Source organism: Kaistella sp., assembly GCF_041824135.1.
In the GTDB taxonomy this organism is placed as follows: domain Bacteria; phylum Bacteroidota; class Bacteroidia; order Flavobacteriales; family Weeksellaceae; genus Kaistella.
The window spans coordinates 120,344-145,729 of the sequence record NZ_JBGZYM010000084.1 but is presented as its reverse complement, the minus strand read 5'-3'; the positions used below and the strand labels follow the sequence as shown (position 1 = coordinate 145,729).

24 protein-coding genes are annotated in these 25,386 nt (G+C 35.3%); 8 read left to right on the top strand and 16 right to left on the bottom strand.

All coding sequences use genetic code 11. The features are described from left to right. Window positions 1–6: 6 nt before the first annotated feature. The 3 genes from ACEYOS_RS10600 to ACEYOS_RS10590 form a co-directional block, all read right to left on the bottom strand. On the bottom strand, window positions 7–780 hold the full coding sequence (locus tag ACEYOS_RS10600; protein ID WP_373707644.1) for a ParA family protein: 774 nt from the start codon (window positions 778–780) through the stop codon (window positions 7–9). Between the two features lie 169 nt (window positions 781–949). Then, the gene (locus ACEYOS_RS10595; RefSeq protein ID WP_373707645.1) at window positions 950–1,768 is read right to left on the bottom strand and encodes an energy transducer TonB; all 819 of its coding nucleotides are present in this window, start codon (window positions 1,766–1,768) and stop codon (window positions 950–952) included. Window positions 1,769–1,999: 231 nt separating this feature from the next. Continuing rightward, window positions 2,000–3,286, bottom strand: coding sequence for an adenylosuccinate synthase (locus ACEYOS_RS10590; RefSeq protein ID WP_373707646.1), 1,287 nt, complete (start codon window positions 3,284–3,286; stop codon window positions 2,000–2,002). A gap of 153 nt (window positions 3,287–3,439) precedes the next feature. Between ACEYOS_RS10590 and hpt the strand changes: the two genes are divergently transcribed. The 6 genes from hpt (at window position 3,440) to ACEYOS_RS10560 (ending at window position 8,884) form a co-directional block, all read left to right on the top strand. Then, window positions 3,440–3,997 (top strand): hypoxanthine phosphoribosyltransferase, encoded by a 558-nt coding sequence (hpt, locus tag ACEYOS_RS10585; protein ID WP_373707647.1) that lies wholly within the window; start codon window positions 3,440–3,442, stop codon window positions 3,995–3,997. A gap of 17 nt (window positions 3,998–4,014) precedes the next feature. Then, complete coding sequence (locus ACEYOS_RS10580; RefSeq protein WP_373739016.1) at window positions 4,015–4,593, top strand: adenylate kinase; 579 nt, start codon at window positions 4,015–4,017, stop codon at window positions 4,591–4,593. A gap of 84 nt (window positions 4,594–4,677) precedes the next feature. Further along, window positions 4,678–5,661, top strand: a complete 984-nt coding sequence (obgE, locus tag ACEYOS_RS10575) for a GTPase ObgE (protein ID WP_373708330.1) — start codon at window positions 4,678–4,680, stop codon at window positions 5,659–5,661. A gap of 91 nt (window positions 5,662–5,752) precedes the next feature. Continuing rightward, entirely contained in the window at window positions 5,753–6,229 is a 477-nt protein-coding gene (locus tag ACEYOS_RS10570) for a DUF6438 domain-containing protein (protein ID WP_373708331.1), read from the top strand. Between the two features lie 206 nt (window positions 6,230–6,435). Further along, window positions 6,436–7,689, top strand: a complete 1,254-nt coding sequence (locus ACEYOS_RS10565) for a DEAD/DEAH box helicase (protein ID WP_373708332.1) — start codon at window positions 6,436–6,438, stop codon at window positions 7,687–7,689. A 223-nt stretch (window positions 7,690–7,912) separates the two neighbouring features. After that, the gene (locus ACEYOS_RS10560; RefSeq protein WP_373708333.1) at window positions 7,913–8,884 is read left to right on the top strand and encodes a methyltransferase domain-containing protein; all 972 of its coding nucleotides are present in this window, start codon (window positions 7,913–7,915) and stop codon (window positions 8,882–8,884) included. A 165-nt stretch (window positions 8,885–9,049) separates the two neighbouring features. Here ACEYOS_RS10560 and ACEYOS_RS10555 read toward each other — a convergent pair whose 3' ends face one another. The 8 genes from ACEYOS_RS10555 to ACEYOS_RS10520 all read right to left on the bottom strand — a co-directional run bounded on the left by ACEYOS_RS10555 (window position 9,050) and on the right by ACEYOS_RS10520 (window position 16,533). Continuing rightward, the gene (locus ACEYOS_RS10555) at window positions 9,050–9,814 is read right to left on the bottom strand and encodes a TatD family hydrolase (RefSeq protein ID WP_373708334.1); all 765 of its coding nucleotides are present in this window, start codon (window positions 9,812–9,814) and stop codon (window positions 9,050–9,052) included. 162 nt (window positions 9,815–9,976) lie between these two features. After that, window positions 9,977–10,927: a GSCFA domain-containing protein gene (locus ACEYOS_RS10550; RefSeq protein ID WP_373708335.1), complete on the bottom strand. Its 951-nt coding sequence runs from the start codon at window positions 10,925–10,927 to the stop codon at window positions 9,977–9,979. Between the two features lie 75 nt (window positions 10,928–11,002). Then, a complete protein-coding gene (locus tag ACEYOS_RS10545; protein WP_373708336.1) occupies window positions 11,003–11,974 on the bottom strand; it encodes a polyprenyl synthetase family protein in 972 nt (323 codons plus the stop codon). 105 nt (window positions 11,975–12,079) lie between these two features. Further along, the gene (locus ACEYOS_RS10540) at window positions 12,080–13,222 is read right to left on the bottom strand and encodes an anion permease (RefSeq protein WP_373708337.1); all 1,143 of its coding nucleotides are present in this window, start codon (window positions 13,220–13,222) and stop codon (window positions 12,080–12,082) included. A gap of 33 nt (window positions 13,223–13,255) precedes the next feature. Next, on the bottom strand, window positions 13,256–13,894 hold the full coding sequence (locus tag ACEYOS_RS10535; protein WP_125021678.1) for a DUF47 domain-containing protein: 639 nt from the start codon (window positions 13,892–13,894) through the stop codon (window positions 13,256–13,258). Between the two features lie 171 nt (window positions 13,895–14,065). After that, window positions 14,066–14,347, bottom strand: coding sequence for a type II toxin-antitoxin system YoeB family toxin (locus tag ACEYOS_RS10530; RefSeq protein ID WP_373708233.1), 282 nt, complete (start codon window positions 14,345–14,347; stop codon window positions 14,066–14,068). Then, complete coding sequence (locus ACEYOS_RS10525; RefSeq protein WP_373708234.1) at window positions 14,332–14,544, bottom strand: DUF2683 family protein; 213 nt, start codon at window positions 14,542–14,544, stop codon at window positions 14,332–14,334. Before ACEYOS_RS10525 ends, ACEYOS_RS10530 begins: the two co-directional genes overlap by 16 nt. A 168-nt stretch (window positions 14,545–14,712) precedes the next feature. After that, window positions 14,713–16,533 carry a DEAD/DEAH box helicase gene (locus ACEYOS_RS10520; RefSeq protein WP_373739015.1) on the bottom strand — a complete coding sequence of 607 codons (1,821 nt, stop codon included), beginning with the start codon at window positions 16,531–16,533 and terminating at the stop codon, window positions 14,713–14,715. A gap of 305 nt (window positions 16,534–16,838) precedes the next feature. Between ACEYOS_RS10520 and ACEYOS_RS10515 the strand changes: the two genes are divergently transcribed. Further along, a complete protein-coding gene (locus ACEYOS_RS10515; RefSeq protein WP_373709235.1) occupies window positions 16,839–17,504 on the top strand; it encodes a DUF2461 domain-containing protein in 666 nt (221 codons plus the stop codon). A gap of 206 nt (window positions 17,505–17,710) precedes the next feature. Here the strand turns inward: ACEYOS_RS10515 and ACEYOS_RS10510 are convergent, their stop codons facing one another. Next, window positions 17,711–18,238, bottom strand: a complete 528-nt coding sequence (locus tag ACEYOS_RS10510; RefSeq protein WP_373709236.1) for a TlpA family protein disulfide reductase — start codon at window positions 18,236–18,238, stop codon at window positions 17,711–17,713. Between the two features lie 10 nt (window positions 18,239–18,248). Beyond that, complete coding sequence (locus ACEYOS_RS10505; RefSeq protein WP_373709237.1) at window positions 18,249–19,889, bottom strand: alpha-amylase family glycosyl hydrolase; 1,641 nt, start codon at window positions 19,887–19,889, stop codon at window positions 18,249–18,251. Between the two features lie 287 nt (window positions 19,890–20,176). On the opposite strand from ACEYOS_RS10505, the gene ACEYOS_RS10500 reads away from it, so the two are divergent. Continuing rightward, window positions 20,177–21,655: a lipopolysaccharide biosynthesis protein gene (locus ACEYOS_RS10500; protein ID WP_373709238.1), complete on the top strand. Its 1,479-nt coding sequence runs from the start codon at window positions 20,177–20,179 to the stop codon at window positions 21,653–21,655. Here the strand turns inward: ACEYOS_RS10500 and ACEYOS_RS10495 are convergent. From ACEYOS_RS10495 to ACEYOS_RS10485, 3 genes are read right to left on the bottom strand one after another with little or no spacing between them, the layout of a single operon-like run. Next, a complete protein-coding gene (locus ACEYOS_RS10495) occupies window positions 21,652–22,710 on the bottom strand; it encodes a hypothetical protein (RefSeq protein WP_373709239.1) in 1,059 nt (352 codons plus the stop codon). The two genes, ACEYOS_RS10500 and ACEYOS_RS10495, sit on opposite strands and share 4 nt — an antisense overlap. Window positions 22,711–22,740: 30 nt before the next feature. Beyond that, window positions 22,741–24,438: an amidohydrolase gene (locus tag ACEYOS_RS10490; RefSeq protein WP_373709240.1), complete on the bottom strand. Its 1,698-nt coding sequence runs from the start codon at window positions 24,436–24,438 to the stop codon at window positions 22,741–22,743. Between the two features lie 8 nt (window positions 24,439–24,446). After that, window positions 24,447–25,325, bottom strand: a complete 879-nt coding sequence (locus tag ACEYOS_RS10485) for a glycosyltransferase family 2 protein (RefSeq protein ID WP_373709241.1) — start codon at window positions 25,323–25,325, stop codon at window positions 24,447–24,449. Between the last annotated feature and the right edge of the window lie 61 nt (window positions 25,326–25,386).

Genomic DNA, 25,386 nt, shown 5'->3' with positions numbered 1-25,386 from the left:
CATTTCTTAATTATTAATTAAATTTTCATTTTTAAGTAAAACCTCTTCAGCTAATTGAAGATACTGAATCGCCCCTTTACTTTCTGCATCGTAATTTAAAATACTCTCACCAAAACTTGGCGCTTCACTTAAACGAACATTTCTGCTGATAATTGTTTCAAAAACCATTTCAGGGAAATGCAGGTGGACTTCTTCTACCACTTGATTTGATAATCTCAAACGAGAATCAAACATGGTTAAAAGCAAACCTTCAATATCTAAATCTTTATTGTGGATTTTCTGAACATTTTTAATGGTATTCAATAATTTACCCAATCCTTCTAATGCAAAATATTCACACTGGATTGGAATAATCACAGAGTCTGCCGCAGTAAGCGCGTTCACAGTGATCAATCCTAAACTTGGTGCACAATCAATAATGATATAGTCGTAATTATCTTTAATAGAAGCTAATGCTTTTTTGAGCATGTACTCCCGATTTTCACGGTCGACCAATTCAATTTCAGCAGCGACCAAATCAATATGAGATGGGATCATATCCAAATTTGGAGAAGCTGTTTTTTGAATGCATTTCTCCACCTCTACACTATGCTCCAGCAAGTGATAGGTGGAATAATTGGCATCTTCAATCCCTAAACCAGAAGTCGCATTCGCTTGCGGATCTGCATCAATCAAAAGAATCTTTTTTTCTAAAACTCCCAATGCAGCAGCCAAATTTACTGCCGTTGTAGTTTTACCTACGCCTCCTTTTTGATTAGCAACTCCTATGATTTTACCCATTATATAAAATTTAATCCCCAAAAATACACTTTTTTATCATTTTCAAACGATTGGTAAAGTTTAAAATAAAGTTAAAGTATTGCATCTGATGGAGTTACCTTAAAATAAAATTATCCACAAAACAAGGTATTTTGTGGATAAGTCTGTTATGGTTTAAATAGAACGTTTTTTATTCAAATTGCATTGAAATTGGGAACTTGAAGTAACTTCTTACATTCTCCCCATTTAATTTTGCAGGCACCCATTTTCCTTTTACCGATTTAATGGTTTTAATGGCTTCCCGATTAAATGTAGCATCTGGGCCAGTTGCTTTGACCTCACTGATGGTTCCATCTTTTTCAACAATGAAAACAACAGTTGTTTTAGCAACTTCTCCTGTTCCGTCCATCACCGAAGTATCAAACTGATTGATGACTTTATTTCTAAAGACGTTGATTCCGCCCATGAAATTAGCTTGAACGTCTACCGCTGTTTTCGGTGTATTATCAACAGGTTTTGGTGCCGTTATTGGCGGACCAGTTGTTGGAGCAACATTAATAACCGGCGGAACTGTTGTTATGATTGGCGGATCTCCGACGATATCTTGAGTTCCGATAACCGCTTTATCATAATCAGTTTGTGTTGGCATTACCTTCTCAATCTTAGCATCTCTGGTCGGAGTGGGAACTCTGGAATCCAAAGTGTTTACTGGAGCAACTGCTGGAGGTGCGACAGGAGTAACAGGAACAACCTCTGGCGGTTCATTCACATGAGTAATCACATACGGAGGCGGTAATTCTTTCTCGATTGGTGCATCGGTTGCATTAAAAACGTTGATCAACAATGGAGTTATCGCAATCATGGCAAAAACGCCTATTCCTATGAACATTGATTTTGTTAGAATTCGGTCTGCTTCGTTTCTTAAAGCATAAGCACCATAATTTTTGTTTCTGTTTTCGAAAAGAATTTCATCAAGTTGAAATTCTTTGTTTTGAAGTAGATTTTTCATCACTAAATTATTTTAATTGGTTAAGTTGCAAAACGCCTTTAATGATTATTAGTTTTATATTTAATTATTCTTATTGATAATTTTATATCAAAATTAAAGCCAATAAATTGCTAATAATTAAAAGAAACCATTCAAAACATAACACAAAAATAATTTTAACTTTTGAACGCAAAAAACCACTCTGTGCAGAGTGGTTTCGCTTTATTTATTTCCGAAAAAGGATGTTTAAAATTAAAATAATTCTTTTCGAATAATATTCTGAGTTCTTTCTGGTCCAACTGAAACCAAATAAACATTGATTCCCAGATGTTTCTCAATAAACTCGATGTATTTTTTTGCATTAGCCGGAAGTTCATCATAAGTTCTGGCGTGCGTAATATCTTCCTCCCAACCATCTAACTCTTCATAAACTGGTTCGTAGTTATATAACTTAGTTGTTGAAGAAGTAAAGTAATCAATAATTTTACCGTCTTCGGTTTTATACTTTGTTGCAATTTTTAAAGGAGAGATTCCAGATAGAACATCCAGTTTGGTAATAACTAAATTGTTAATTCCATTGATCATGGTTGCATGTTTTAATGAAACTAAATCCAACCAACCGCATCTTCTAGGTCTACCAGTGGTTGCACCGAATTCGTGACCAACCTTTCTCATTTCTTCACCGATCTCGTCATTCAGTTCTGTAGGAAAAGGACCATTTCCAACTCTCGTTGTATACGCTTTTGCTACTCCGATTAGGTTCTGAAGACTTGTTGGTGGAACTCCAGCTCCAGAACAAACTCCACCTGTCGTTGGCGAAGATGATGTTACATAAGGGTACGTTCCGAAATCAATATCCAACATTGCAGCCTGTGCACCTTCAAATAAAATGTTTTTTCCGTCGTGAATTGCTTCATTCAATTCCACTTCCGTATCAACGATTCTGTCTTTCAATGTTTCACCCAAGGCTAAAAACTCATTGTAAATTTCATCAAAATCTAACTTTGGCTTTTCAAAATATTTTTCGAAAAGTGAATTTTTAGTTTTCAGATTTTTTTTGATCTTCTCGGCTAAAACTTCAGGATTCAACAAATCAACCATCCGAATTCCGACTCTTGCGATCTTATCTTCATAACAAGGTCCGATTCCTTTCTTGGTGGTTCCGATCTGCGTTCCTCCTTCTTCCTCTTCACGATAAGTATCGAGCAAGATGTGATACGGCATGATGACATGCGCTCTTCTGCTGATAAAAACGTGATCGGTACGCATTCCTTTCTCTTCGATCTGACCGATTTCTTTTAAGAATGCTTTTGGATTTACAACGACTCCATTGGCGATAATGCATTTTCCTTTACACTGCAAAACTCCTGAGGGAAGTAAATGTAAAACAAATTTTTCCTCACCGGCATACACCGTGTGACCTGCATTATCACCTCCTTGAAAGCGCACCACATAGTCTGATTTCGCAGAGAGTACATCCGTAATTTTTCCTTTGCCTTCGTCGCCATACTGAAGACCAACCACAACGTAAGTTGCCATATTTTACTTTTTTTTTAGATTTCTACAAAAATAGTTTTAAAAATAATCTTGAACAATATTTAGACAGAAAATATTTACATCCTTATTATATGGTGTTGATTAATCCCATTCTCTTTCGAATTATTTCCTTAAATTTGCACTTTAGAAAAACCTATGGATATAGTAAAAATTCACGATAAAGAGTTCGTTCCGTACATGAAAAACGACGAAATCCAAGAACTCATCAAAGCCCTTGCACTGAAAGTTCATGAAGATTATAAGGATGAAATCCCTGTTTTCATAGGAGTTCTTAATGGAGTGATTATGTTTTTTTCAGACTTTTTAAGACACTATCCAGGACAATGCGAAATTGCATTTATCCAGATGAGTTCTTATGTAGGAGGACTTCAATCAACCGGAATTGTCTACAAAAAAATGGACTTAACCAAAGAAGTAGAAGGTCGCCATATCATCTTAATGGAAGATATCGTAGATACCGGAAACACTATTGAAAGCCTGTTCGAGTACTTTAAAAACACCCAGCGTCCGAAATCTTTGAAAGTAGCCTCTTTATTACTAAAGCCAGATGTTTACCAAAAAGAATTTAAAATCGATTACGTGGCTAAAGAAATTCCGAATAAGTTTGTCTTAGGTTATGGTTTGGATTACGATGAATTGGGAAGAAACCTACCGGATCTATATCAATTATCTGAAGGAAGAATAAATCACTAAAAATAAATCTGATAAAAATGATAAACATTGTTCTATTCGGTCCTCCAGGAAGCGGAAAAGGTACACAAGCGCAGAATTTGATCGAAAAGTTTAATCTTAAACAAATTTCTACCGGCGACCTATTTCGTTTCAATATGAAAAACGATACCGAACTTGGTCAATTGGCAAAATCATACATCGATAAAGGCGAGTTGGTTCCAGACCAAGTAACGATCGATATGTTGACCGATGAATTAAAAAAGCCATGTGACGCACAAGGATTTATTTTCGACGGATTTCCCAGAACCGCAAACCAAACAGAAGCTTTAGAAAAAATTGTTAAAGAAATTTTAAACAGCGATATCAACGTTTGTCTTTCTTTAATTGTAGAAGATCAAGTTTTAGTGGAGCGTCTTTTAAAAAGAGGAAAAACCAGTGGAAGAACGGATGATTCTAATCAGGAGATCATCAGCAATAGAATTAAAGAATATTACGCAAAAACTGCAGAAGTTGCCGAATTGTACAAACAACAAGGCAAATATGTAGAAGTAAACGGAGTTGGCGCGATCGACGAAATCTCTGAAAAACTTTTTGCGGAAGTAGAAAAAATAAAATAAAAAATCGCTATTGCGAGGCAGTAAAGCAATCTGTTGAATTGGATTGCTTTGTCGTTTTCGCTCGTGATAACTAAGAACTCAATTATGTCAAATTTCGTAGATTACGTAAAAATCCATTGTACAAGTGGTCATGGCGGTGCTGGATCAGCACACCTTAACCGTGAAAAATATGTCCCAAAAGGTGGGCCAGATGGTGGAGATGGTGGACGCGGTGGTCACATAATTTTAAAAGGAGATTCCCACGAGTGGACTTTACTTCCTTTGCGTTATACGCGACATGTGAAAGCAGAACGCGGTAAAAACGGAAGTAAAAACCAGTTGACCGGAGCGTATGGTGAAGATGTATATATTGAAGTTCCGTTAGGAACTATCGCTAAAAATGAGGAAGGAGAAATCGTTGCCGAAATTTTAGAACACGGTCAGGAGATCATCTTGAAAAAAGGTGGTAAAGGTGGTAAAGGAAATGAACATTTTAAGTCTTCTACCAACCAAACGCCAAGATATGCACAACCTGGCTTGCCTGGTGAAGAAGGCTATATAACTTTTGAATTAAAATTATTGGCTGATGTTGGTTTAGTTGGATTTCCAAATGCTGGAAAATCAACCTTACTGGCAGCAGTTTCAGCGGCGAAACCAAAAATTGCGAACTACGCTTTTACAACGTTGACGCCAAATTTAGGAATTGTAGATTACCGAAATTACAAATCTTTTGTAATGGCAGATATTCCTGGAATTATCGAAGGTGCAGCGGAAGGTAAAGGACTAGGGCATCGATTCTTGAGACATATTGAAAGAAACTCGATTCTTTTATTCTTAATTCCGGCCGATTCAGAAAGTCATTTTCAGGAGTTTAAAATTTTGGAAAATGAATTGCAGCAGTACAATCCAGAGCTTTTAGATAAAGATTACATTATTTCCGTTTCTAAAGCAGATCTATTAGACGATGAATTAAAAGCTGAGATTTCAAAAGAATTTCCGGAAAATAAAAAACCAATTTACTTTTCAGCCGTTACGCAGGAAGGTTTAATGGAATTGAAGGATGCGATCTGGAAACAGTTGCACGGATAATATTTAATACATACTCATAAAAAATAATAGATTTGCTTTTAGCAGATCTATTTTTTTGGAATAGTTATTGAAACCTAATGAAAAAAAATCTATGAAATATTTATTTAGTCTTCTCGCAATGTTCTTATTGCTTAACTGCTCGACCAACAAAGTTAATTCGAAATACTCAACCATTACCTATGAAGCTGGTGCCTGTTTTGGATTTTGTCCAGTTTACAAAATGACCCTCAATGCTGATCGAACTGCAATTTTTGAAGCAAAAAGATTTAACTTTTCGAGAGATACGTCCTCCGAAAAGGATGAAGGTACTTTTAAAGGAACCATTAATGAAATTCAGTACGAAGAGTTAGTATCCATATTAAATTCATTAAATCCTAAAGAATTAAAAGATAATTATGGCAACCAGAACGTAAGCGACTTGCCGACTTCTTATCTGACACTCAATTATGAAGATGGTAGCGTGAAAAAAATCAAGGATTATGGAAAACATGGAACTCCAGGACTGGAAAAACTATATCAATTCATTGATGATCTAAAGACCAATCAAAATTGGACTAAAATTGAATAATTCGTAAATATCCATTGCTAAAAATAATTAAACTATATTTGCAGAACTAAATTCCTTCTTCACGGAAGGTTTTTTTATGGACGTAGTCATTCTAGATGAATCCGCTTCCTGCGGAACTGAAAACTCGCAAAGTTTTTTTACTTCATTTTCTTCGTTACATATATTATAGAATGACACGAGTTTCATTTTAATTAAAAACATTTCATTTGAATTTTACCGACTTAAACTTAATTGATCCTATCGCAAAAGCGCTTAAGGAAGAGGGTTACACCCAACCAACACCTATTCAACAAAAATCGATTCCCCATATTTTACAAGGCAGAGATTTATTAGGAACTGCCCAAACTGGAACAGGAAAAACTGCAGCATTTGCTATTCCGATCCTGCAAAATCTAGCCATTAAAAACCAAAAAAACAATCACATCAAAGTATTGATTCTGACTCCAACAAGAGAGTTAGCCATTCAAATTGATGAAAGTTTTAAATCGTACGGAAGACACCTAAGATTAAGAAATCTGGTTGTTTTCGGTGGTGTTAAACAAGCGGCTCAAGAAAACGCATTAAGAAGAGGCGTGGATATTCTTGTAGCAACTCCAGGAAGATTACTGGATTTTATTTCTCAAGGAATTATTTCCTTAAAGCATTTAGAAGTTTTCGTGTTAGACGAAGCAGACAGAATGCTCGATATGGGATTTGTTCATGATGTGAAGAGAATTATTAAATTACTTCCGCAAAAAAGACAAACCCTTTTCTTCTCGGCAACGTTCCCGGAAGAGATCAATAAACTGGCAAGCTCGATGTTGACCAATCCGATCCAGGTTGAAGTAGCACCAGTTTCTGCAACTGCAGATACGATTCAGCAGAAAGTTTATTTTGTAGATAAAGACAACAAACTGGATCTGTTAACGCACATTTTACAGAACGATATTAGAGAATCTGTTCTTGTATTTTCACGCACGAAACATGGTGCTGATAAAATTGCCAGAAAACTGCAGAGTCATAAAATTTCTGCAGAAGCGATTCACGGAAATAAATCTCAGAATCAACGTCAGAATGCGCTTTCTAATTTCAAATCTGGAAAAACAAGAATCTTGGTCGCAACTGATATTGCAGCGAGAGGAATCGATATTGATGAATTGAAATATGTAGTCAACTTTGAATTATCTGATGTTTCTGAAACTTACGTTCACCGAATCGGTAGAACTGGAAGAGCAGGCTCAGAAGGAAGTTCGATCTCTTTCGTTGATGGTTTAGATCTATTGAATCTAAAGAATACCGAAAAATTAATCGGTAAGAAAATTCCAGTTGAAAAGGAGCATCCTTTTCATACTGAAAACTTGGTAGCTGAAAAAAGAGATTCGAACAATAAACCTTTCAGACCGAGACCACCTCAAGGAAATTCTGCGAGCGGTCATAGTAAAAAGCCAAATAACAAAAGTAATTTTACGAGAAATAGATAATTCTTTCACGGAAAGATTCTTTCACGCAAAGACGTGAAAAAAACAAAAAGACCGCAAAATTTGAATTTTGTGGTCTTTTTGTATTTATCTTTTGAAAGACCACTTTAAAAAATATTTTCACTTTAAAAAAAACAATAAATACAGTAAACACTTTAATTTTTTTTTATCAATATTAAAATTATAATTTTACACAGACACAACATTTAAATTATATTAATCTTTAATGAGAATCATAACCAGAGAAGATATTTCTGACATTTACATTAAATTTCACCAAAGAGGTTTACCGTTCTTGCTTTCAAAAATTAATAGCGATTCTTTTCAGCGTACAAAAAGCGCATTTAATGATAATATATTAGAAACTTCAAGTTTTTGGATCGTACCAGCGGTTGCAAAAAGATGGAACAAACTCATCACCGGAAATGAAAACACCCTTTACGAAGAATACCTTACTGAAAAATATTTTAAGAATAAAGACAAGATCAAAATTTTAGCATTGGGAACCGGAGTGTGCAGTCATGAAATTCGACTTGCAGAAATGAATCAAAACTGTGAAATTGATTGCTATGATTTCTCAGATGAATTATTACAAAAAGGAAAAATAATTTCAGATAAAAAAGGATTAAAAAACATTTCCTATTTCGCTACAAATATTTTGCAGCACAACTTTCAAAATAAAAAATATGATGTGATTTTCTTCCATGCTTCGCTGCATCATTTTGACCGTATTTCTGAATTTCTAGATCAAGTTGTTATTAAAAACCTGGAGCCGAAAGGTTTGTTGATCATCAATGAATATGTGGGTGCAACGCGTTTACAATATTCTAAAATGCAGTTGGAATATATTAACAAAGCTATTTCTATTATCCCGAAAGAATATAGAAAAATATTCAAGACCAACATTTACAAAAACAAATATTACGGTTCTGGAGTTTTACGGATGATCATTGCCGACCCCTCAGAATGTGTAGATTCAGCTTCTATCATTCCTTCAATTCATGAAAAATTTAATATTTTGGAAGAAAAATTTTATGGTAATAATATTCTGCAGAGTGCACTAAAAGAGATCTCTCATCATTTCGTAGAATTGACTCCAGAAAAAAAAGAAGTTTTAGAACGGATTTTTCAACTTGAGGATGAATTCCTGGAAAAACATCCGAGTGATTATGTATTTGGGGTTTATCAATTAAAATAGTATTAATAAAACCTCCGACTTCTCAGACGAGTCTTTTTCACGCAAAGACGCAAAGACCGCAGTATTGAGCATTGCGGTCTTTTTTTTGAAATCATCTGTATAATATTTAAAAAACTTTGCGGCAACACAGAAAAACTTCGCGTCTTTGCGTGAAAAATATCTTGCTTAAATTGAGAACATTTTCTCCGCGTTTTCTGTGGTGATTCTATCAATTTCAGAAAAGTCTTTACCATAAATATTCACCAATTTTCCCACGACCAAATCCAAGAAAGAACTTTCGTTTCTTTTCCCTCGATGTGGGACAGGCGCTAAGTAAGGAGAATCTGTTTCTAAGACGATCTTGTCTAAAGGGATCTCATTTAAGAATTGATCGATCTTTCCATTTTTAAATGTGACTACTCCACCGACCCCTAAGATGAAATTCAAATCAATTGCTCGTTGGGCGTGCTGTAAATCGCCTGAAAAACAATGAAAAATTCCACGTAATTTTGGATGTTTTTTTCGGTCTAGGACTTCGAAGACTTCATCAAAACTTTCTCGGGTGTGAATCACAATCGGTAGATCTTTTTCAATTGCCCAATCGATTTGCTGTTCAAAAGCTTTTACCTGAATATCTAAAGTAGTTTTATCCCAATGTAAATCAATCCCGATTTCACCGATGGCGGCGAACGGTCTTTTATCCAAATACTCTTCAACTAATTTTAATTCCTGTTCCCACGATTCCGGCTGTACATAGCACGGGTGAAGACCCATCATTGATATAATCTGAGATGGATATTCAGTTTCTAAAGCCAGCATTTTTTCATGAGTCTCCGAATTAATTGCCGGAAGATAAAACTTAGAAACGCCTTTTCCGATTGCTCTGGAAATCATTTCTTTTCGATCCTCGTCGAATTCTTCGGAATATAAATGGGTATGAGTATCAATCATTTTTGTGGTAATTTTTAGGTGACAGATATTAGATTTTAAATTAACAAACCAAAGTTTCTATTGAGTTCCCCGCTGCAGCCCGACTTGAGCGGAGCTCTTTTTGTGTAGCGCAGCGAAATAAAAAAGCGGGAGCGGAAGGCGGAAATGTCTGCCCAAATGATTTTAAAATATTTTATGCTTCACTTTCGATTGTTGGATCGAAATTCTTTCTTTTAACTTTCCCAAAAATTCCTGATATTTTGGATCTTTATCATCGGCGGTTTTATGGTCTAGAGATCTTGCAATTTTTAAATTTTCTTCAATAAAATCCATGGTTTCATCGGAGAAATAAGCATTCCCAAATTTTTCCCAGATGTAATTGATCGCCTGATTATTGGGATGAATTAAATCTTCTTTGTAAAAACGGTAATCCCGTAAATCATCCATTAGAATTTCATAAGCCGGCAGATAATGACAGTTTTCAAATTGTGGAAGAATCTCATGGATTGCGGTAATCAACTTCGCTTTACTCAAATTATTTTCAACCATCCCGTCTTTCGTATGACGAACAGGCGAAACTGTGAATAAAATCTGGACGTCGTCTTTTGCAATGTCGGTAAGATTAACAACGGTTTCGTAAATGGAATCTGTCAGTTCTAAATGAGTGAGAAATCTTTTTTCGAAATACTTGGCTGGAATTTTGTGACAATTGGAGACCAGTTTTTTCTTCGGCAGAAATTCATAAATATGGGAAGTTCCGTACGTAATGATAATCCAACTGGTCTTCCTTAAAAACTGATTCCCAGCTTCTATCTGACTATTAATCTTGTCTAGAGTCTGATGTACAAATCGCGTATTAAACGACGTGTGATGATCCAAAGAAATTACTTCTTCGTTAAAACTAATCAAATCTCCTTCTTCGTAAAATTCGGCATTGTGCAATTTAGAAACTGCATGGTTGATCGAAAAAGGATTGAAAAGTGTTCCAAAAGGATTATTGAAAGTCTGCAATTGTCCGTCTTTTAAAAGATCGGTCATTTCGGTTGAAAAGCAGGAGCCGATTGAAAAGATTTGATCTTCAATATCTATTTTTTTGCTAGAATTTGGAATTTCTACTTCTGTTCTAAATTTCATGGTCGATCTGACGATGGGATGATTTTATAATATGCTGAGATGATTTGATGATGCGGAAGTTCAAGAAAACATCTACTAGCTTTCTCTTCTCAATAAGTAATTCGCCAGTTCAATAAATGGCTTTTTCTTCGCATCTGAAACACTAATTTTATTAAGATATTGTTGAGCAAGTTCATTGTGTTCCTGAATGAGCAGCAATGTTTTTTCGTCCACTTTGGTACGTCTGAAAATCTTTTCTACGCTGTACACTTTATCAACATTGTCGGTTTTCTTGGAGTACCAGAATTCCAGTTCTTTTCTTTCTTCCTCTGTTCCGTGTTCTTTGGCTAAAAGGTATAGTACGGTTTTCTTATTTTCATAAATATCTCCAGCGTGTTTCTTACCAAACTGTTCCTGGTTTCCAAAAACATCTAAATAATCGTCCATAATCTGGAAGGCGATTCCGACATGTTTACCGAAATTGAAAATCGCTTTGGCATCTTTAAAATCTGCACCAGCGATCAAGGCACCGATCTCAAAAGAAGAGGCACTTAAAATTCCAGTTTTATAGGTGATCATTCTGATGTAATCATTAAAGGTCACTTCGTCCTGCGTTTCAAAGTTGATATCGTACTGTTGACCTTCACAAAGCAATAAGCCCGTATGAATGAAAACACGCATACATGCTTTGTACAAATTGGGTTCCAGGTCTTCAAAAAACTTAATGGCTTTGAACATTAAAGCGTCACCAGAGAGAATTCCAGTATTTATTCCGTGCAAAGTATGAATAGTCGGCTTTCCGCGACGAAGTGGCGCTTCATCCATAATATCATCATGAATCAGCGTGAAATTATGGAAAAACTCGATAGCCAAAGCTGGCTTTAGTGCCTTTTGCAAATCACCATCAAACATTTCACACGCCATTAAAACCATCATCGGACGAAGTCGTTTTCCACCATGTGAAATAATATAATTCATCGGAGCATACAGTTCCTCTGGTTTATCTTTAAAAATATATTTTTCGATCGCGGTGGCAACCATCTCCTGATATTCATCTAAAAACTGCATAAATTTTCTGTTTGGGCAAAAATACGATTTAAAAATCTTTGACGAAGAAAATAAACCAAAAAAAGCCATCTCTCCCGAGATGGCTTCCATTATATAAAAGACTTTCTATTTTACAAAGACAACAACCAAATAAGTGAGTCCTGCAACCATTGCAGAAATTGGTATGGTTAAAATCCAAGCCCATAATAAACTTACGGTGATTCCCCATCTTACGGCGGAAACTCTTTTGGTAACTCCTACCCCGATGATGGCACCGGTGATGGTATGAGTTGTAGAAACTGGAATTCCGAAATGCTCTGAAATGAAAAGCGTGATTGCTCCAGCAGTTTCAGCAGCAACTCCCTCTAAAGGCGTTACTTTAGTAATTCTGGTACCCATTGTTTTTACAATTTTCCAGCCACCACTCATCGTTCCTAAAGAAATCATTAAGAAAGATACAAAGGGAACCCAAAAATAATGATCTACGAAATAATTAAATTGGTGAGAGCTATCTAATGCCAGATAAACAGGATCCTGCAGAGTTTTGGTGTGGTGAAATATGATCGCCGCACCAATGATCCCCATGACTTTCTGAGCATCATTCAAACCGTGTCCTAAACTGAACGCCGCAGAAGAAAGCAACTGTAATTTTTTGAAAGCATTATCTGCTTTTCGCGGACTTGATCTTTTCGAAACATTGACAATGAACAAGGTAATTACAATTGAGATCGCAGACCCAATTAACGGTGCTAAGAAAATGAATAAAAAGATTGGAATCACTTTATCGTACCTGACGACATTCTGCGTAAAGAGCTGCTTAAAGGCCAATATGAGTTTGTCAAAGATCTCCAGATTCGGCTGTGCCAAAGCAATAAGATGATAATCGGTAACTAAGGCGTGCATTAAAGCGGCTCCTAAAAAACCACCGATCAAAGTGTGTGAGGACGAAGATGGAATCCCAAACCACCAGGTTAACAAATTCCAGGCGATCGCAGCCACCAAGCCGGCAAAGATGACTTCAAGATTGATGAAATCGGTATTGACGGATTTGGCAATGGTATTCCCAATTTTAAATTCTCCAATTACATAAGCAGCGAGGAAGAAGGCTGCGAAATTCCAGACGGCAGCCCAAAGAACTGCTTGAAAAGGCGTTAAAACTTTTGTTGAAACAATGGTCGCAATCGAGTTTGCGGCATCGTGAAAACCATTGATATAGTCGAATATAAGCGCTAATACAATGATGATGATGAGTAGAATTGGTAAATCCATTCTTCTTTTGTTTGTACTAAATTAGGGAATAGATTAAGCGTATTTAATCAAAATACTGTCGATGGTATTAGCCACATCTTCTGCTTTGTCGGTAACCGTTTCCAGATATTCCAAAACTGATTTTACTTTAATGATCAAAAGTGCATCATTGGTATCAAACAATTTAACAATCGCCTGACTTAAAACGTCATCTGCAATATTTTCGAAAGAGTTGATCTTGATACACGATTCTTTCACTGCTTTCGGATCTTTGAAGTCGTTCAGGTTTTTAAGTGCTGACTGAACTTCCAAACAAGATTTGTAAATTAAAAGGGTAAATTCGGTGTAAGCTGGATCCAGTGGTGCTTTGTATAAATAAATATATTTGGCTGACGCATACATGAAATCCGCAATATCATCTAACCCACTGGCTAAATGACTGATGTCTTCTCTATCAAACGGAGTAATAAAGTTTTCTCCTAACTGTACGAATATTTCATGGGTTAAATCATCCATACGGTGTTCGTAGTCGCTCATGTGTTGCAACATGGTGTCGTCGTTGATGTCAAAGTCCAAAAGACTTTCATGAAATTCTTTTGACATCGCTACCAGTTCTTCAGCAACTTTTTCAAACAGTACAAAAAACACTTTGTCTTTCGGCTGGAACATTTTAAAAATATTTCCGATTCCCATTATAATTCATTTAATAATTAGTGGTGCAAATTTCCGAAAAAGACTGGTAAGTTTCTCTATTTAATATTAATCTTTATTAACATTGTGAAAATACTTCTTAACAAAAAAAAATCCCATTAATTTTAATGAAATTAGATTAAATGAATGATTATTTTAGAAAGGAATTTAAATCTATCGATCGTCGTAATGACCCAATGACTGTATTACAATTACCAGCAAATCTTCGTCGAAAATCTCGTACACCAATCTGTCTTTTTTATTGACTTCTCTACTCCATACTTCGCCTTCATAATACCGTAATTTTTCTGGAGAACCGGTGCCAGATTTTGGATGAAGTTCTAATTCTAGAAATAAAAGTTCCAGTTTTTTCATATCAAGTTTACGTCCTGATTTTTTTATCGCTTGTAAATCTCTAAATGCTCTTTTCGAAAGCTGAATTATATATTTTCCCATAGCTGACGTGGGTCTACGGTAATCAATTCTCCATTTTCCTTTTCTTCACGCGCTTTTTGAATTTTCAAAGACAGATCGTCTTGAAAACTTTTTTTGTACGATTTTTCAATTTTAAATTTTATTTTCATTTCCTGCAATAATTTCTTCACTAATAAAAGTTGTTTTTCATTTTCCGGAATTACGATAAGATTTTCCATGTCCTCATTTTTAACAAAGTTATACAAAATATTGAATTCATCATTTTATCTCCTTTAAAATTAACGATCTACGTCTTATGAAAATTGTTAACACAAAAAGTTTACGAACAAAAAAAAAGTCCCACTAAAAAGTGAGACTTGTGTATAATCGATTACAAGATTGAAAAATTAGTTAGATTCTTCAGCTCTCATATCTTTTCCTTTAAATTTCTGAGTTTCTAATCCTTTAAGAACTTCGTCTTTAAATGATTTTTCTACTTCAAAGAAAGAGAATTTTTCTAAAATCTCGATATTCCCAATATCTGGTCTTTTTCTTGATTTTTCAGTAGACTTGTTAATAATTTCCAACATGTCAATTTTTTTCAAATTGTCTCTTTTTCCTAAGTTAAAGAAGAACCGAACCATGTCTTCACTATTTTTTCTTGGCTTTCTATCTCTAGATTCCCCTCTGTTTCCACCATCTCTATCTCTAGAATCACGGTTTCCACCATCACGGTCACGTCCGAAATCTCTGCTTCCACCGTCACGGTTATTACCGAATCTGTTTCCACCATCTCTGTTTCCGCTATCTCTTCTGTCGCCTCTATCACGATCTCTTCCTCTTCCATCACGGTCTCTACCGCGATCTCTGTCTCTGCCTCGATCGTTTCCACCTCTATCATCGCTGAATTTCTGATCAACCAAATCGTCTTTATCTTTGTAATAAAGCGCCATGTCTCTCAATTGCAACTGTAACATTTGGTGAACCAACTCTTCTTTGGTAAAAGCAGATAGATCTGGAATTAATTCGTCACCGAATTCCACCAAATTTTCGTGCTCTGTAAATAATTTTTCGAAAACGCCAGCAACCTGCGCTTCGATAATTGTTTTACCTGTTGGAATTTTCTTCTCAACAATATCAATTTTCGTTACCGATTTGATCTGCTTCAGTTTTCTTGATTCTTCAGGTTTAATTAAAGAGATCGAGATTCCATCTTTCCCAGCACGTCCAGTTCTACCACTACGGTGAACAAAAACTTCTGGATCATCTGGTAAAGAGAAGTGAATAACGTGCGTTAATGAATCAACATCTAAACCTCTTGCCGCAACATCAGTCGCAACTAAAATATCGATGTTTTTCAAACGGAATTTTTTCATTACCGTATCACGCTGTGCCTGAGACAAATCACCATGAAGTGCATCTGCAGCATACCCATTCTGCATCAAAAAGTCAGCGACTTCCTGAGTTTCCATACGGGTTCTGCAGAAAAGAATTGAATATTGATTTGGATTTGCATCGATCAATCTTTTCAAAGCTTCTTTTTTGTTTCTGTATCCAACCACGTAATATTCGTGTTTGATATTTTTCTTCACTTCATTGATCGATCCAACCGCAATACGGTGTGGATTCGTCAAATAGTTTTTAGAAATACGTTCAACTTCTTTATTCATCGTTGCCGAGAATAAAAGAGTTTGTTTTGTATCAGGAGTTTCACGTAGAATTGTTGCCAAATCTTCTTTGAAACCCATTGATAACATTTCATCAGCTTCATCAAGAATTAACCATTGAATTTCTGAGAAATCAAGGGCTTTTCTGTTGATCAGGTCAATAACTCTACCTGGAGTTCCCACAATAATCTGTGGTTTCTCGCGAAGAGATCTGATTTGATCAGTAATACTGCTACCACCATAAACCGCTGTAGTTTTGATGTTTTTTAAGTATTTCGAATAATTAGTAATGTCTTTGGTAATTTGCAAACAAAGTTCTCTGGTTGGACAAAGCACCAATAATTGGATTTTGCGACTCCCGTCGTCAATCATATCCAAAATCGGAAGCGTAAACGCTGCTGTTTTGCCTGTTCCCGTCTGCGCAAGTGCGATTAGATCGCGTGTATCTGTAGAGATAAAAGGAATAGTCTGTTTTTGGATTTCTGTTGGACTAACAAAGCCCATTTCGCCAATTGCCTTCAAAACTTCAGGACTTAGATTGGTCTCCGTAAATAAATTCATGTAAAAGATCGTCTATAAATTGGGTGCAAAGATACGTTTTTTATTTATCATAATTATATCGATGGTTTATTAAATTATTGTTAATAATAGCCAATCGCGTTTTAGGGGCGATTAAAACTATAATACAGGTGTTTTTTAAAAATAAATTAAAATTGACTCTACCTGAAATCTTCTATTGCAGTAGTTTAATTTCATTATTAAAAGAAACGAAGTGCTGAAAAATACCGCCAAAGCTTTTGATTAATCCGATAACTACTTCTTTTTAAAAATTAAATTTGATTAAATTTGAGTTTAATTTACAAGTAATGAAAAACAATATCTCCACCTCTACCCTACAATTTCTGAATACTTTAGAAAAGAATAACAACCGCGAGTGGTTCAATGAAAATAAGAATCTTTATTTGGAAGCGAAGGAAGACGTAGAATTATTTGTTGAAAGTTTGATCCAGGAGATCGCCCCATTTGATGAGGAAATTCTGAAGATTGATCCGAAGAAAGCCGTCTTTAGAATTTACCGTGACGTTCGTTTTTCTAAAAATAAAATTCCCTATAAAATTCATTTCGGCGCCAGTTTAGGCATGGGAAAAGGTGCTAAAATTTCGGGATATTATTTGCACATTGAACCCGGAAAATCATTTTTGGCGGGCGGCGTTTACAATCCGGAACCTGCCGTTTTAAAACAAATACGAAATGAAATTAGAGCAAGCGGCGACGATTTATTAAAGATCATCAAACATAAAGATTTCCGAAATAATTTCCGTGGATTAAGCATAGAACACAAATTACAAAGAGTGCCAGCTGGTTTTGAAAAAGACCATCCGATGGCAGAATATCTGAAACTGAAAAGCTTTACCGTGAGTCACCCCATTTCTGATGAAGCTTTATTGGATCCGCAAGCAGCTAAAAATTTCGCTAAAATACTAAAGAGCATTAAACCGCTGAATGACTTTTTAGAGTTGCCTTTTCTTTAATTTTAAAAACTCGATTAGTCGAACACAACTTTTAATTTGAAACATTGATAGAATATAATTTTCAAGCAAATTGATATCTACTAAAAGTAGAATCCTTTGTAAGAAGAACATTGCTCCTTTAATGAAGATATCAAAAAGTATAAATTTTTAAAAAGTCCAGCGAATCTGTCCCAATATGTTTTTAAGAAGAAGCGAAAAGGAAAGTTTTAGTCTTCATCGTTTCTTAAAAGTGCAAAAATCGTTTTCTGAATATCGGGATCATTTGGATGAATGGCGTAATATTTAGCGATTTTTCCGGTTTGGCCAACCACCATAAATCGTGGCACCCAATTCAGATCGATGTAATTATTGAAATCATTTTTCCAACCTTCATCAAACCAGTAATTTTCCTGATCCGTAATTTGGTATTTATCCAGACCTTTTTTCCACTGAGCATGCGAACGGTCTAAAGAAAAGTACACGAAATCCAGCTCTGGATTATTCTCCTGAAGCTTCTTCGCTGCGGGCAAAGCGAGAATACAATCCTGGCACCAGCTTGCCCAGAAATCAATAATGAGGATTCTCCCTTCATGCTTTTTCAAGACATCAGCGATGGAAGTTTTCTTTCCTTCAAGCGACATTACTTTTTGACTTAAAGCCTCTTTTGAAAATTCGGTTTTGTTGATTTCCGGAGCTTTTTGCGCAAAAGCCAGCAACGAAATCGAGCATAATGCGAGTTGAATTAGTTTTTTCATGGTTGTGTTTTTAGTTTATTTTTTCTAATAAAATGATTGGCGAATTGGAAGAGAAAGAAACTTTCCCATTAATAACGGACATTGACGCACCAGAATAAAAATCTCTTAATTGAGTTCCCTCTGCAAAAACTCCAGCTACATTCACTTCTTTTAATTGTTCTTTTACATCAAGTCCAATGATTACTTTATCTGTAAATTGGCCTTTGGTTAAGATTCTGGAAAAGTAATAAGGTTGGTTAGAAATCATTTGATGAACGCCCGCTCCGACCGCAGGATGGTTCGCTCTGAATTTTCCTAATTTCTGATAATGTTTTGCTAATTTTTGCGTCGCTGAATTATTTTCAACGTCATTCCAATTCATGTTAGAACGAAGATTGGCATCACCATCTGCTCCAGCGACGGTCAAGGTTCTGGCGGTTTCATCTCCATAATAGACCTGTGAAATTCCTGGCGCCAAAAGTAATTTTGTTCCCGCTTCGTACGTTCTTTTTCGGTCTTTATCAAATGGAGATCCATCATCATGCGACGTCAGATAATTCATTACCGTTTTTCCGTTTAAATCAGAATGCAACAGATTTGAATAGTTTGAAAATAACTCTTCATACGGTTTATTCGCATCACCTTTAAAGTCAAAATTAATCAATGACTTAAAGCCATTTTGATAATAATTGACCTTTTTATCACCGAAATTATAATCCTGTTTTTGAGAGATTCCGTAGCCATAAACTTCCCCAACGGTAAAAAAGAGATTGTTATCAAGAACTTTAGAAGGATTTTTTCTTTTGTAAATATCAAACGATCCCTGACAAACCTGCTGAAAATCTTTCCAGACATCTTCGTTGGTATGTTTTACGGTATCAACTCGATAACCGTCAATCCCATATTCCTCCACATAATCGGCCAGCCATTTCATAATATAATACTTTGGCGCTTTTGGATATCCTGTTCGGGCAAAAAACGCTTCTAAAGATTTCATTTCAGCTTCATATTTCCCTTCCTTCTTCCATTTTTCAACCAGCATCTGCGGCAATTCGGCAGGTTGATTAGATTCTGTTAAAATATCCGGAAGATTTGCGACCAATGTACAAGCGGTTGTATTTTCGTAATTCTGGTAATTACAAGTGGGCGAAGTTCTTACCCAAGAATTTGGATAAACAGCATCCTTTTCGGTAACAGGTCCTGTGTGATTAATCACGGCATCCAGAACAATTCGTATTCCTTTTTTGTGGGCCTTTTCCACCAATTCTTTCAAATCGTTTTTTGTGCCAAAATTAGGATCGAGTTCCGTCCAGTCTTTAGTCCAATAGCCATGAAAACCGTATGTATTGCCGGTTCCTTCATTCGTTGCGCCGTGAATCTGCTCTACAACTGGCGTCATCCAGATCGCATTAATTCCTAGATCAGAAAAATAATTATCGTCTATTTTTTGAATAATCCCTCTCAGATCTCCGCCTTCAAAACCACGTAGAACAGCGGCTTTTTCTGTTCTATCAAAATTGAGATCATTAGTCGCATCTCCATTTTTGAACCGATCTGTTAACAGAAAATAAACATTTGCTCCTTCCCACAGGAATGGTTTTTCCTGACTGTTTTTAACGGAACTACAAGCGGTCAATAAACTAAAACCGAGGAGAATAAGAACTTTTTTCATACTTTTTAATAAAATGAGAAATTGCAGTTCAATGAATTTTAAGCAATTTTTTCTTCAATTGTTAAATTTAAAACAAAACGAGGTGACCTTCTAATCATTTCTTACTCTTTAATAATTTTAACATTTATTTAACATATTTTACTATCTTTGTTTTCTTGAATTTGAAAAAACGCTTGATGATTTAAAAATTTACTCCAGAATTTTATTTAAAAACTATTTCCCGTAAAAAATATGGTGCGAAATTTCATATTCAACCAATACCTAAAAACCCGTAAAACCAATAATCAATGAGTGTCATTGCACGTCAGGGTTTTAAATATTCCTTAATCGGATATTTCGGTTTTTTACTCGGAACTATTTCTGCGATTTTTATTTTCCCGTACGACATGGAGTTTTACGGAAAGTTGCGCTACATCATGCCAACCGCAGAAATGCTTTTACCTATCGTAGTTTTTGGACTTTCTTTTTCGACCGTGAAATTTTTTCATCAAACACAGAAAGACGGTAAACATCAAAATTTATTATCCCTTTCTTTAGGAGGCATCGTTCTGAATTTCATTATTTTCTCGGTTTTATTTTTCGGTTTCTTTCATTTTTTCCCAGAATTTAAAAGTTTACAGTTATGGAAAATGAAACTTTTAATTTTGCCTCTTATTTTAGTAATGGCTTTATCGGCGGTCTTTAATAAATACATCACCAACTTTAAGCGAATCGCGGTACCGAATATTTTCGAAAATCTCTTTCCGAAAATTGCCAATGTAGGAGCTTTCACTTTATTTTTCTTTTTAGGAGTTACGGAAAAAGGCTCGTACGGATTTTTCTTAGGAATGTTTCTATTATCACTTTTGGGATATTTTTTTTATGCCAATAAACTGGAAAAAATAACGCCGGACTTTAATACCGATTACGTCAGAAAAGATAATCTCTGGAAGGAAATTCTGAACTATAGTTTTTACGGATTTTTAGGGAACATCGGAAATTACATCGCCTTCCGGGTTGATAATTTTATGATCGGAGAATTTCTGAATTTCGAGGAAAATGGAGTTTACAGTATTATTTTATCGATTCTGTCTTTCATCTTAATTCCGCAAATGGGGCTTTATAATATATCGGCACCGATGATCAATAAAACCATTGCGGAAGGAGAATTTGATGAACTCGACCGTTTCCATAAGAAAACATCTTTGACCTTGTTTTTTCTGGGTTCAATTTTGTTTTCATGTATTTTGGTTGGATTTCCGTACCTCAGTAATCTCATCAAAAACGGCGAACAATTGCGACAAGCCGAACCTGTTGTCTGGATTTTAGGTTTCGCCATGATATTCGACTTGGCAACCGGTTTCAACGGACATATCATTTCGCTGTCCAAACATTACCGATTTAATATTGTTGTCATGTTATTTCTGGCAGTTACAACGATTGGTCTCAATTATCTTTTCCTTACCAAAACTCAATTCGGAATTATCGGAATTGCAATGGCTACAGCAATCTCGCTCACTTTATTCAACATGATCAAAATTTACTTTAATTATGTGAAGTTCAAAGTTTTCCCGCTAACCATCGAGATGATGTATGTTTTGATTATCTGCACTTTAGCCATTAACATCGCGATCATGCTGCCCGAAACGAAAAGCAATCTACTCAATCTTACCTACAAACCAGCTTTTGTGCTACTTGTTATTTTTGGAGCGAATCACGTGATGAAGATCTTTCCATTGGAAGAATATCTGAACAAGAAGTTTTTTAAAAGTCTATTCAAATTTTAAAGATGAGATTCCAAAAGTTTTTCAAGATCAGCCAGAATTTTATTTTTGTTGAATTCTTTTTGAAAATCATAAGAATTTTCAGGTTCAAAGTCAAAAACTTCACCACCGGAATTTACTTTCTCATTAATGACAAACTCAAAATCTGATCGATAATTCTCGGGAAAGAAAGCCATCTTTCCGTATTTAATGGCATCACCAATATTTCCGCTCATTTTGGTTTTTCCATAGATTTCTTTATGGCTAAAGAATTCGGTTTCACTTTGAATCGGACACCATAAAACGTCGGCTTTGTTCATCCATTCATCGAATAGAGACTGTGAAACTTTTTCAGTAAAATATTGAATTGAAATATTTTCAGCTTCTTCGTTGTCAAAATCTTTCAACCATTGAAGTTCTTTCCCCTGTGCTTTTCCGAGAAAAACGATTCTAAAAGATTTTTGAGATTGACCTTGATCGAGATTCAGCTTCGTTAGTTCCTGAAGCACTTTTTTATAATCTCTCCTCTGCTGTGAAACTGCACCAGGAATAACTATCGTGAAAATTTCTGATTGATTACTGTCTTGAAATTGATTATAGAAAACAGGTAAATATTTCAAACGGCCTTTTGCTAAACCTTTATCTAAAACCAAAAGATTTTTAGCTTTGGTAAAAACTTCAGGAGCAGCAAGCAGATCTTCTTTTAACCATAATTTCAACCGATACTTAAAGTCTTTCTTAAAGATATTTCTAAAAAGTTGAAACCGAGAAATTCTTGTAAAATTTAGATTATGAACGATAACCGAAGTATTAAATTTCTTGGTGATCTCATTAAATAAATTAAAATACCGATGCGCCGTTCCGATGATGACCAGATCATATTTTTGGTCATTTAATTGGTTTAAAAGCTCCGTACTTTCACTTAAGTGAATATTGGAATGATTCTTCCCAATTCTTTTGATAATCCTTTCTACGAAATAATAATCGACTTCAAACTCTTTAGAATCAGCCATTAATTCCATAAAATTATCTGCAATTTCTGCATGAGTATCAAGTTCTATGTAAGCGATTTTTTTCAAGATTAAGTTTAAGGGTAAAGAATTCGGGAATTATTTAGAAGATGATATTCCGTGAGTTGTTCTACCTGATAATTTCTTAGCTAAATCATCATTATACTCCTTGTTAAAGAACACTTTTTTTCCGTTGCTATACGTTTCCAAAACTTTCGTTTCTAAAATTTTCACTTCTGGAACAGTCATTAGATCCTGATCAACAATAATAAAGTCCGCCGATTTTCCCGGTTCTAAACTCCCGATCTCATTTTCCTGAAAGGCGGCTTTTGCTGCCCATATCGTCATTCCCCGAATCGCTTGCTCTCTCGTTAAAGCATTTTCTTTTTGAAATCCCTCAGCAGGATAATGCTTAGAATCTTTTCTTGCTACCGCAGAATAAAAAGTTTTGAGTGGGCTAATTTCTTCCACCGGGAAATCTGTTCCCAAAGGAAGCCAGCCATTTTGTTTCAGTAAATCTTCATAAGCATAAGAATACTTCAAACGTTCTTTTCCTAAGCGATCTTCCGCCCAATACATGTCGGAAGTCGCATGAGTCGGTTGTACGGATGGAATAATTGAATATTTTCCGAACAGATCGAAATCGTTTTTATCAACAATTTGCGCGTGTTCAATTCTCCATCTTCGATCATTCTTTACGCCTAAAATATCACCATAAATTTGCAGAATTGTTCTATTTGCAGAATCACCAATGGCGTGTGTACACATTTGAAGATCACTGTTTTTTAATTTTTTTGCTAAACTTTCAAAATGTTTTCTTTCACTTAAAAGAAATCCTTTCCAGCCTTTTTTATCCGAATAATCGTGGATAAGGCAAGCTCCTCTGGAACCTAACGCTCCATCTGAATAAACTTTAAATCCACCTACTGTAATATTTTTATTGGTATATCTTCCCTTCTTGATCCAACGGTCATAATAATCCGGATTGTCTTCCAGCAAAGCGAAAATCTTCATTTGCAATTGACCTTGCGTTTGTGCCTTTTCTAAACGATCTAAAGTTCTTTCGGTAATCCCACAATCGTGAAGTGAAGTTAATCCGTAAGAAAAACACTCTTTCTGCAAATCTGAAAAATACTGAATTGCCTCACTATCCTCAATTTCCGGAATATGTTTTTCAACCAATAACATGGCATTATCCACTAAAATTCCAGTCAATTTTCCGTTTTTTACCTCAATTTCTCCTCCCAATATTTTTGAATCTTTCGTCACTCCAGCAATATCCAAAGCTTTCTGATTCGCAACTGCCGCGTGACCATCAATCCTTTTTAAATAAACCGGTCGGTTCGGAAAGAGCTGATCCAATTTTTCTTTGTTTGGAAATTCTTTAACTGGCCAGTCATTTTGATCCCAGCTTCTTCCGTACAACCATTCTTTGGGTGCCGTCTTCGCGTATTCCGAAATTCTGGCAATGATCTCATCCCAGGATTTTGTTCCCCACAATTCGCATTTCCATTTATCTGTCGCAAAACCCGTGAAATGGCAATGCGCGTCGATCAATCCAGGGAAAACAGTTTTTCCTTGTAAATCTTGGACTTTTGAAGATTTATAATTTTTAAGAATGTCCGCAGATTTTCCAACCGCGACAATTTTTCCGTTTGAAATCACCATCGATTCAGCCGTATCAAAATTTTGATTGACCGTGTAAATTTTTGCATTGGTGATAATGAGATCGGCGTTTTTTTGTGCAAATAAAACGATCGTTGAGAAAACCATTAAAATGGAAATTATTTTTTTCATGTTTCTTTTTAATTCCTGTTAAACATTTGTTGCCAGCGTAAATTACGGATATATTTTATTTCTTCCGTTGATAATGATCGTTCTGCTTTTTGTTTCAAAAAAGATTTCATGGTCGTAAAGAATTCTACCAATGATTTATTCTTAAATGATGATTTTCCAGATGAAATCATGGTCAAAGGTAGATTCAAACCGATATTATAAAAATATTCACCCAGTTTTTCGGCTTTTTGATTTTGATACTGATAAGCAGTCGGACGCAAATGTTTAACCCATAAATCTTTAATAGTAACGGTTTCCCAACCATTTTTCTTCGCCAACATGACATCGATATTATCCCAGCCTAAAACCGGACGCAAACCGTTCATGTCTAAAAAGCATTCTTTTCGATAAGATTTTATAGGTCCTCGAATATGGTTTTTAGACGAGATATTTTCAAATTTCCATTGGTGCTTTTCGTCTTTAAAATCAAAAATCAAGGCTTGCTCAAAAATGGATTTCTTTATTTTAACAATTCCAGAAACCATTCCGGCTTTTGGTTGCGTTTCGTAAACCTGATTAACTTTCTTTAAATAATCTGATGGAAAAATAATATCTGCATCAAATTTACAGATGATATCAAATTCTTTTAAATCTACAGAATTTAAACCTTGATTAAAAGTCCGAACTACTTTTGCGCCGGGTTCATGCGCTGATACCGCTAAATTTTCAATTTTAAATTTTAAATTATCTTTAATAAATTCTTCAACAATTTCTTGGGTTTTGTCCGTGGAACCATCATTAACAACGACACAGAAAAAATCCTGAAATTTTTGTTGATCCAGAGATTTCAAAGTGAAAAGAATATTCTTCTCTTCGTTGTGCGTGGGAATGATGATCAGGAATTTCATAAAATAATTGTTGCAAGAGATTCCAGAGGAATCTTATCTCTGTAGTTAATAATTAACAGGT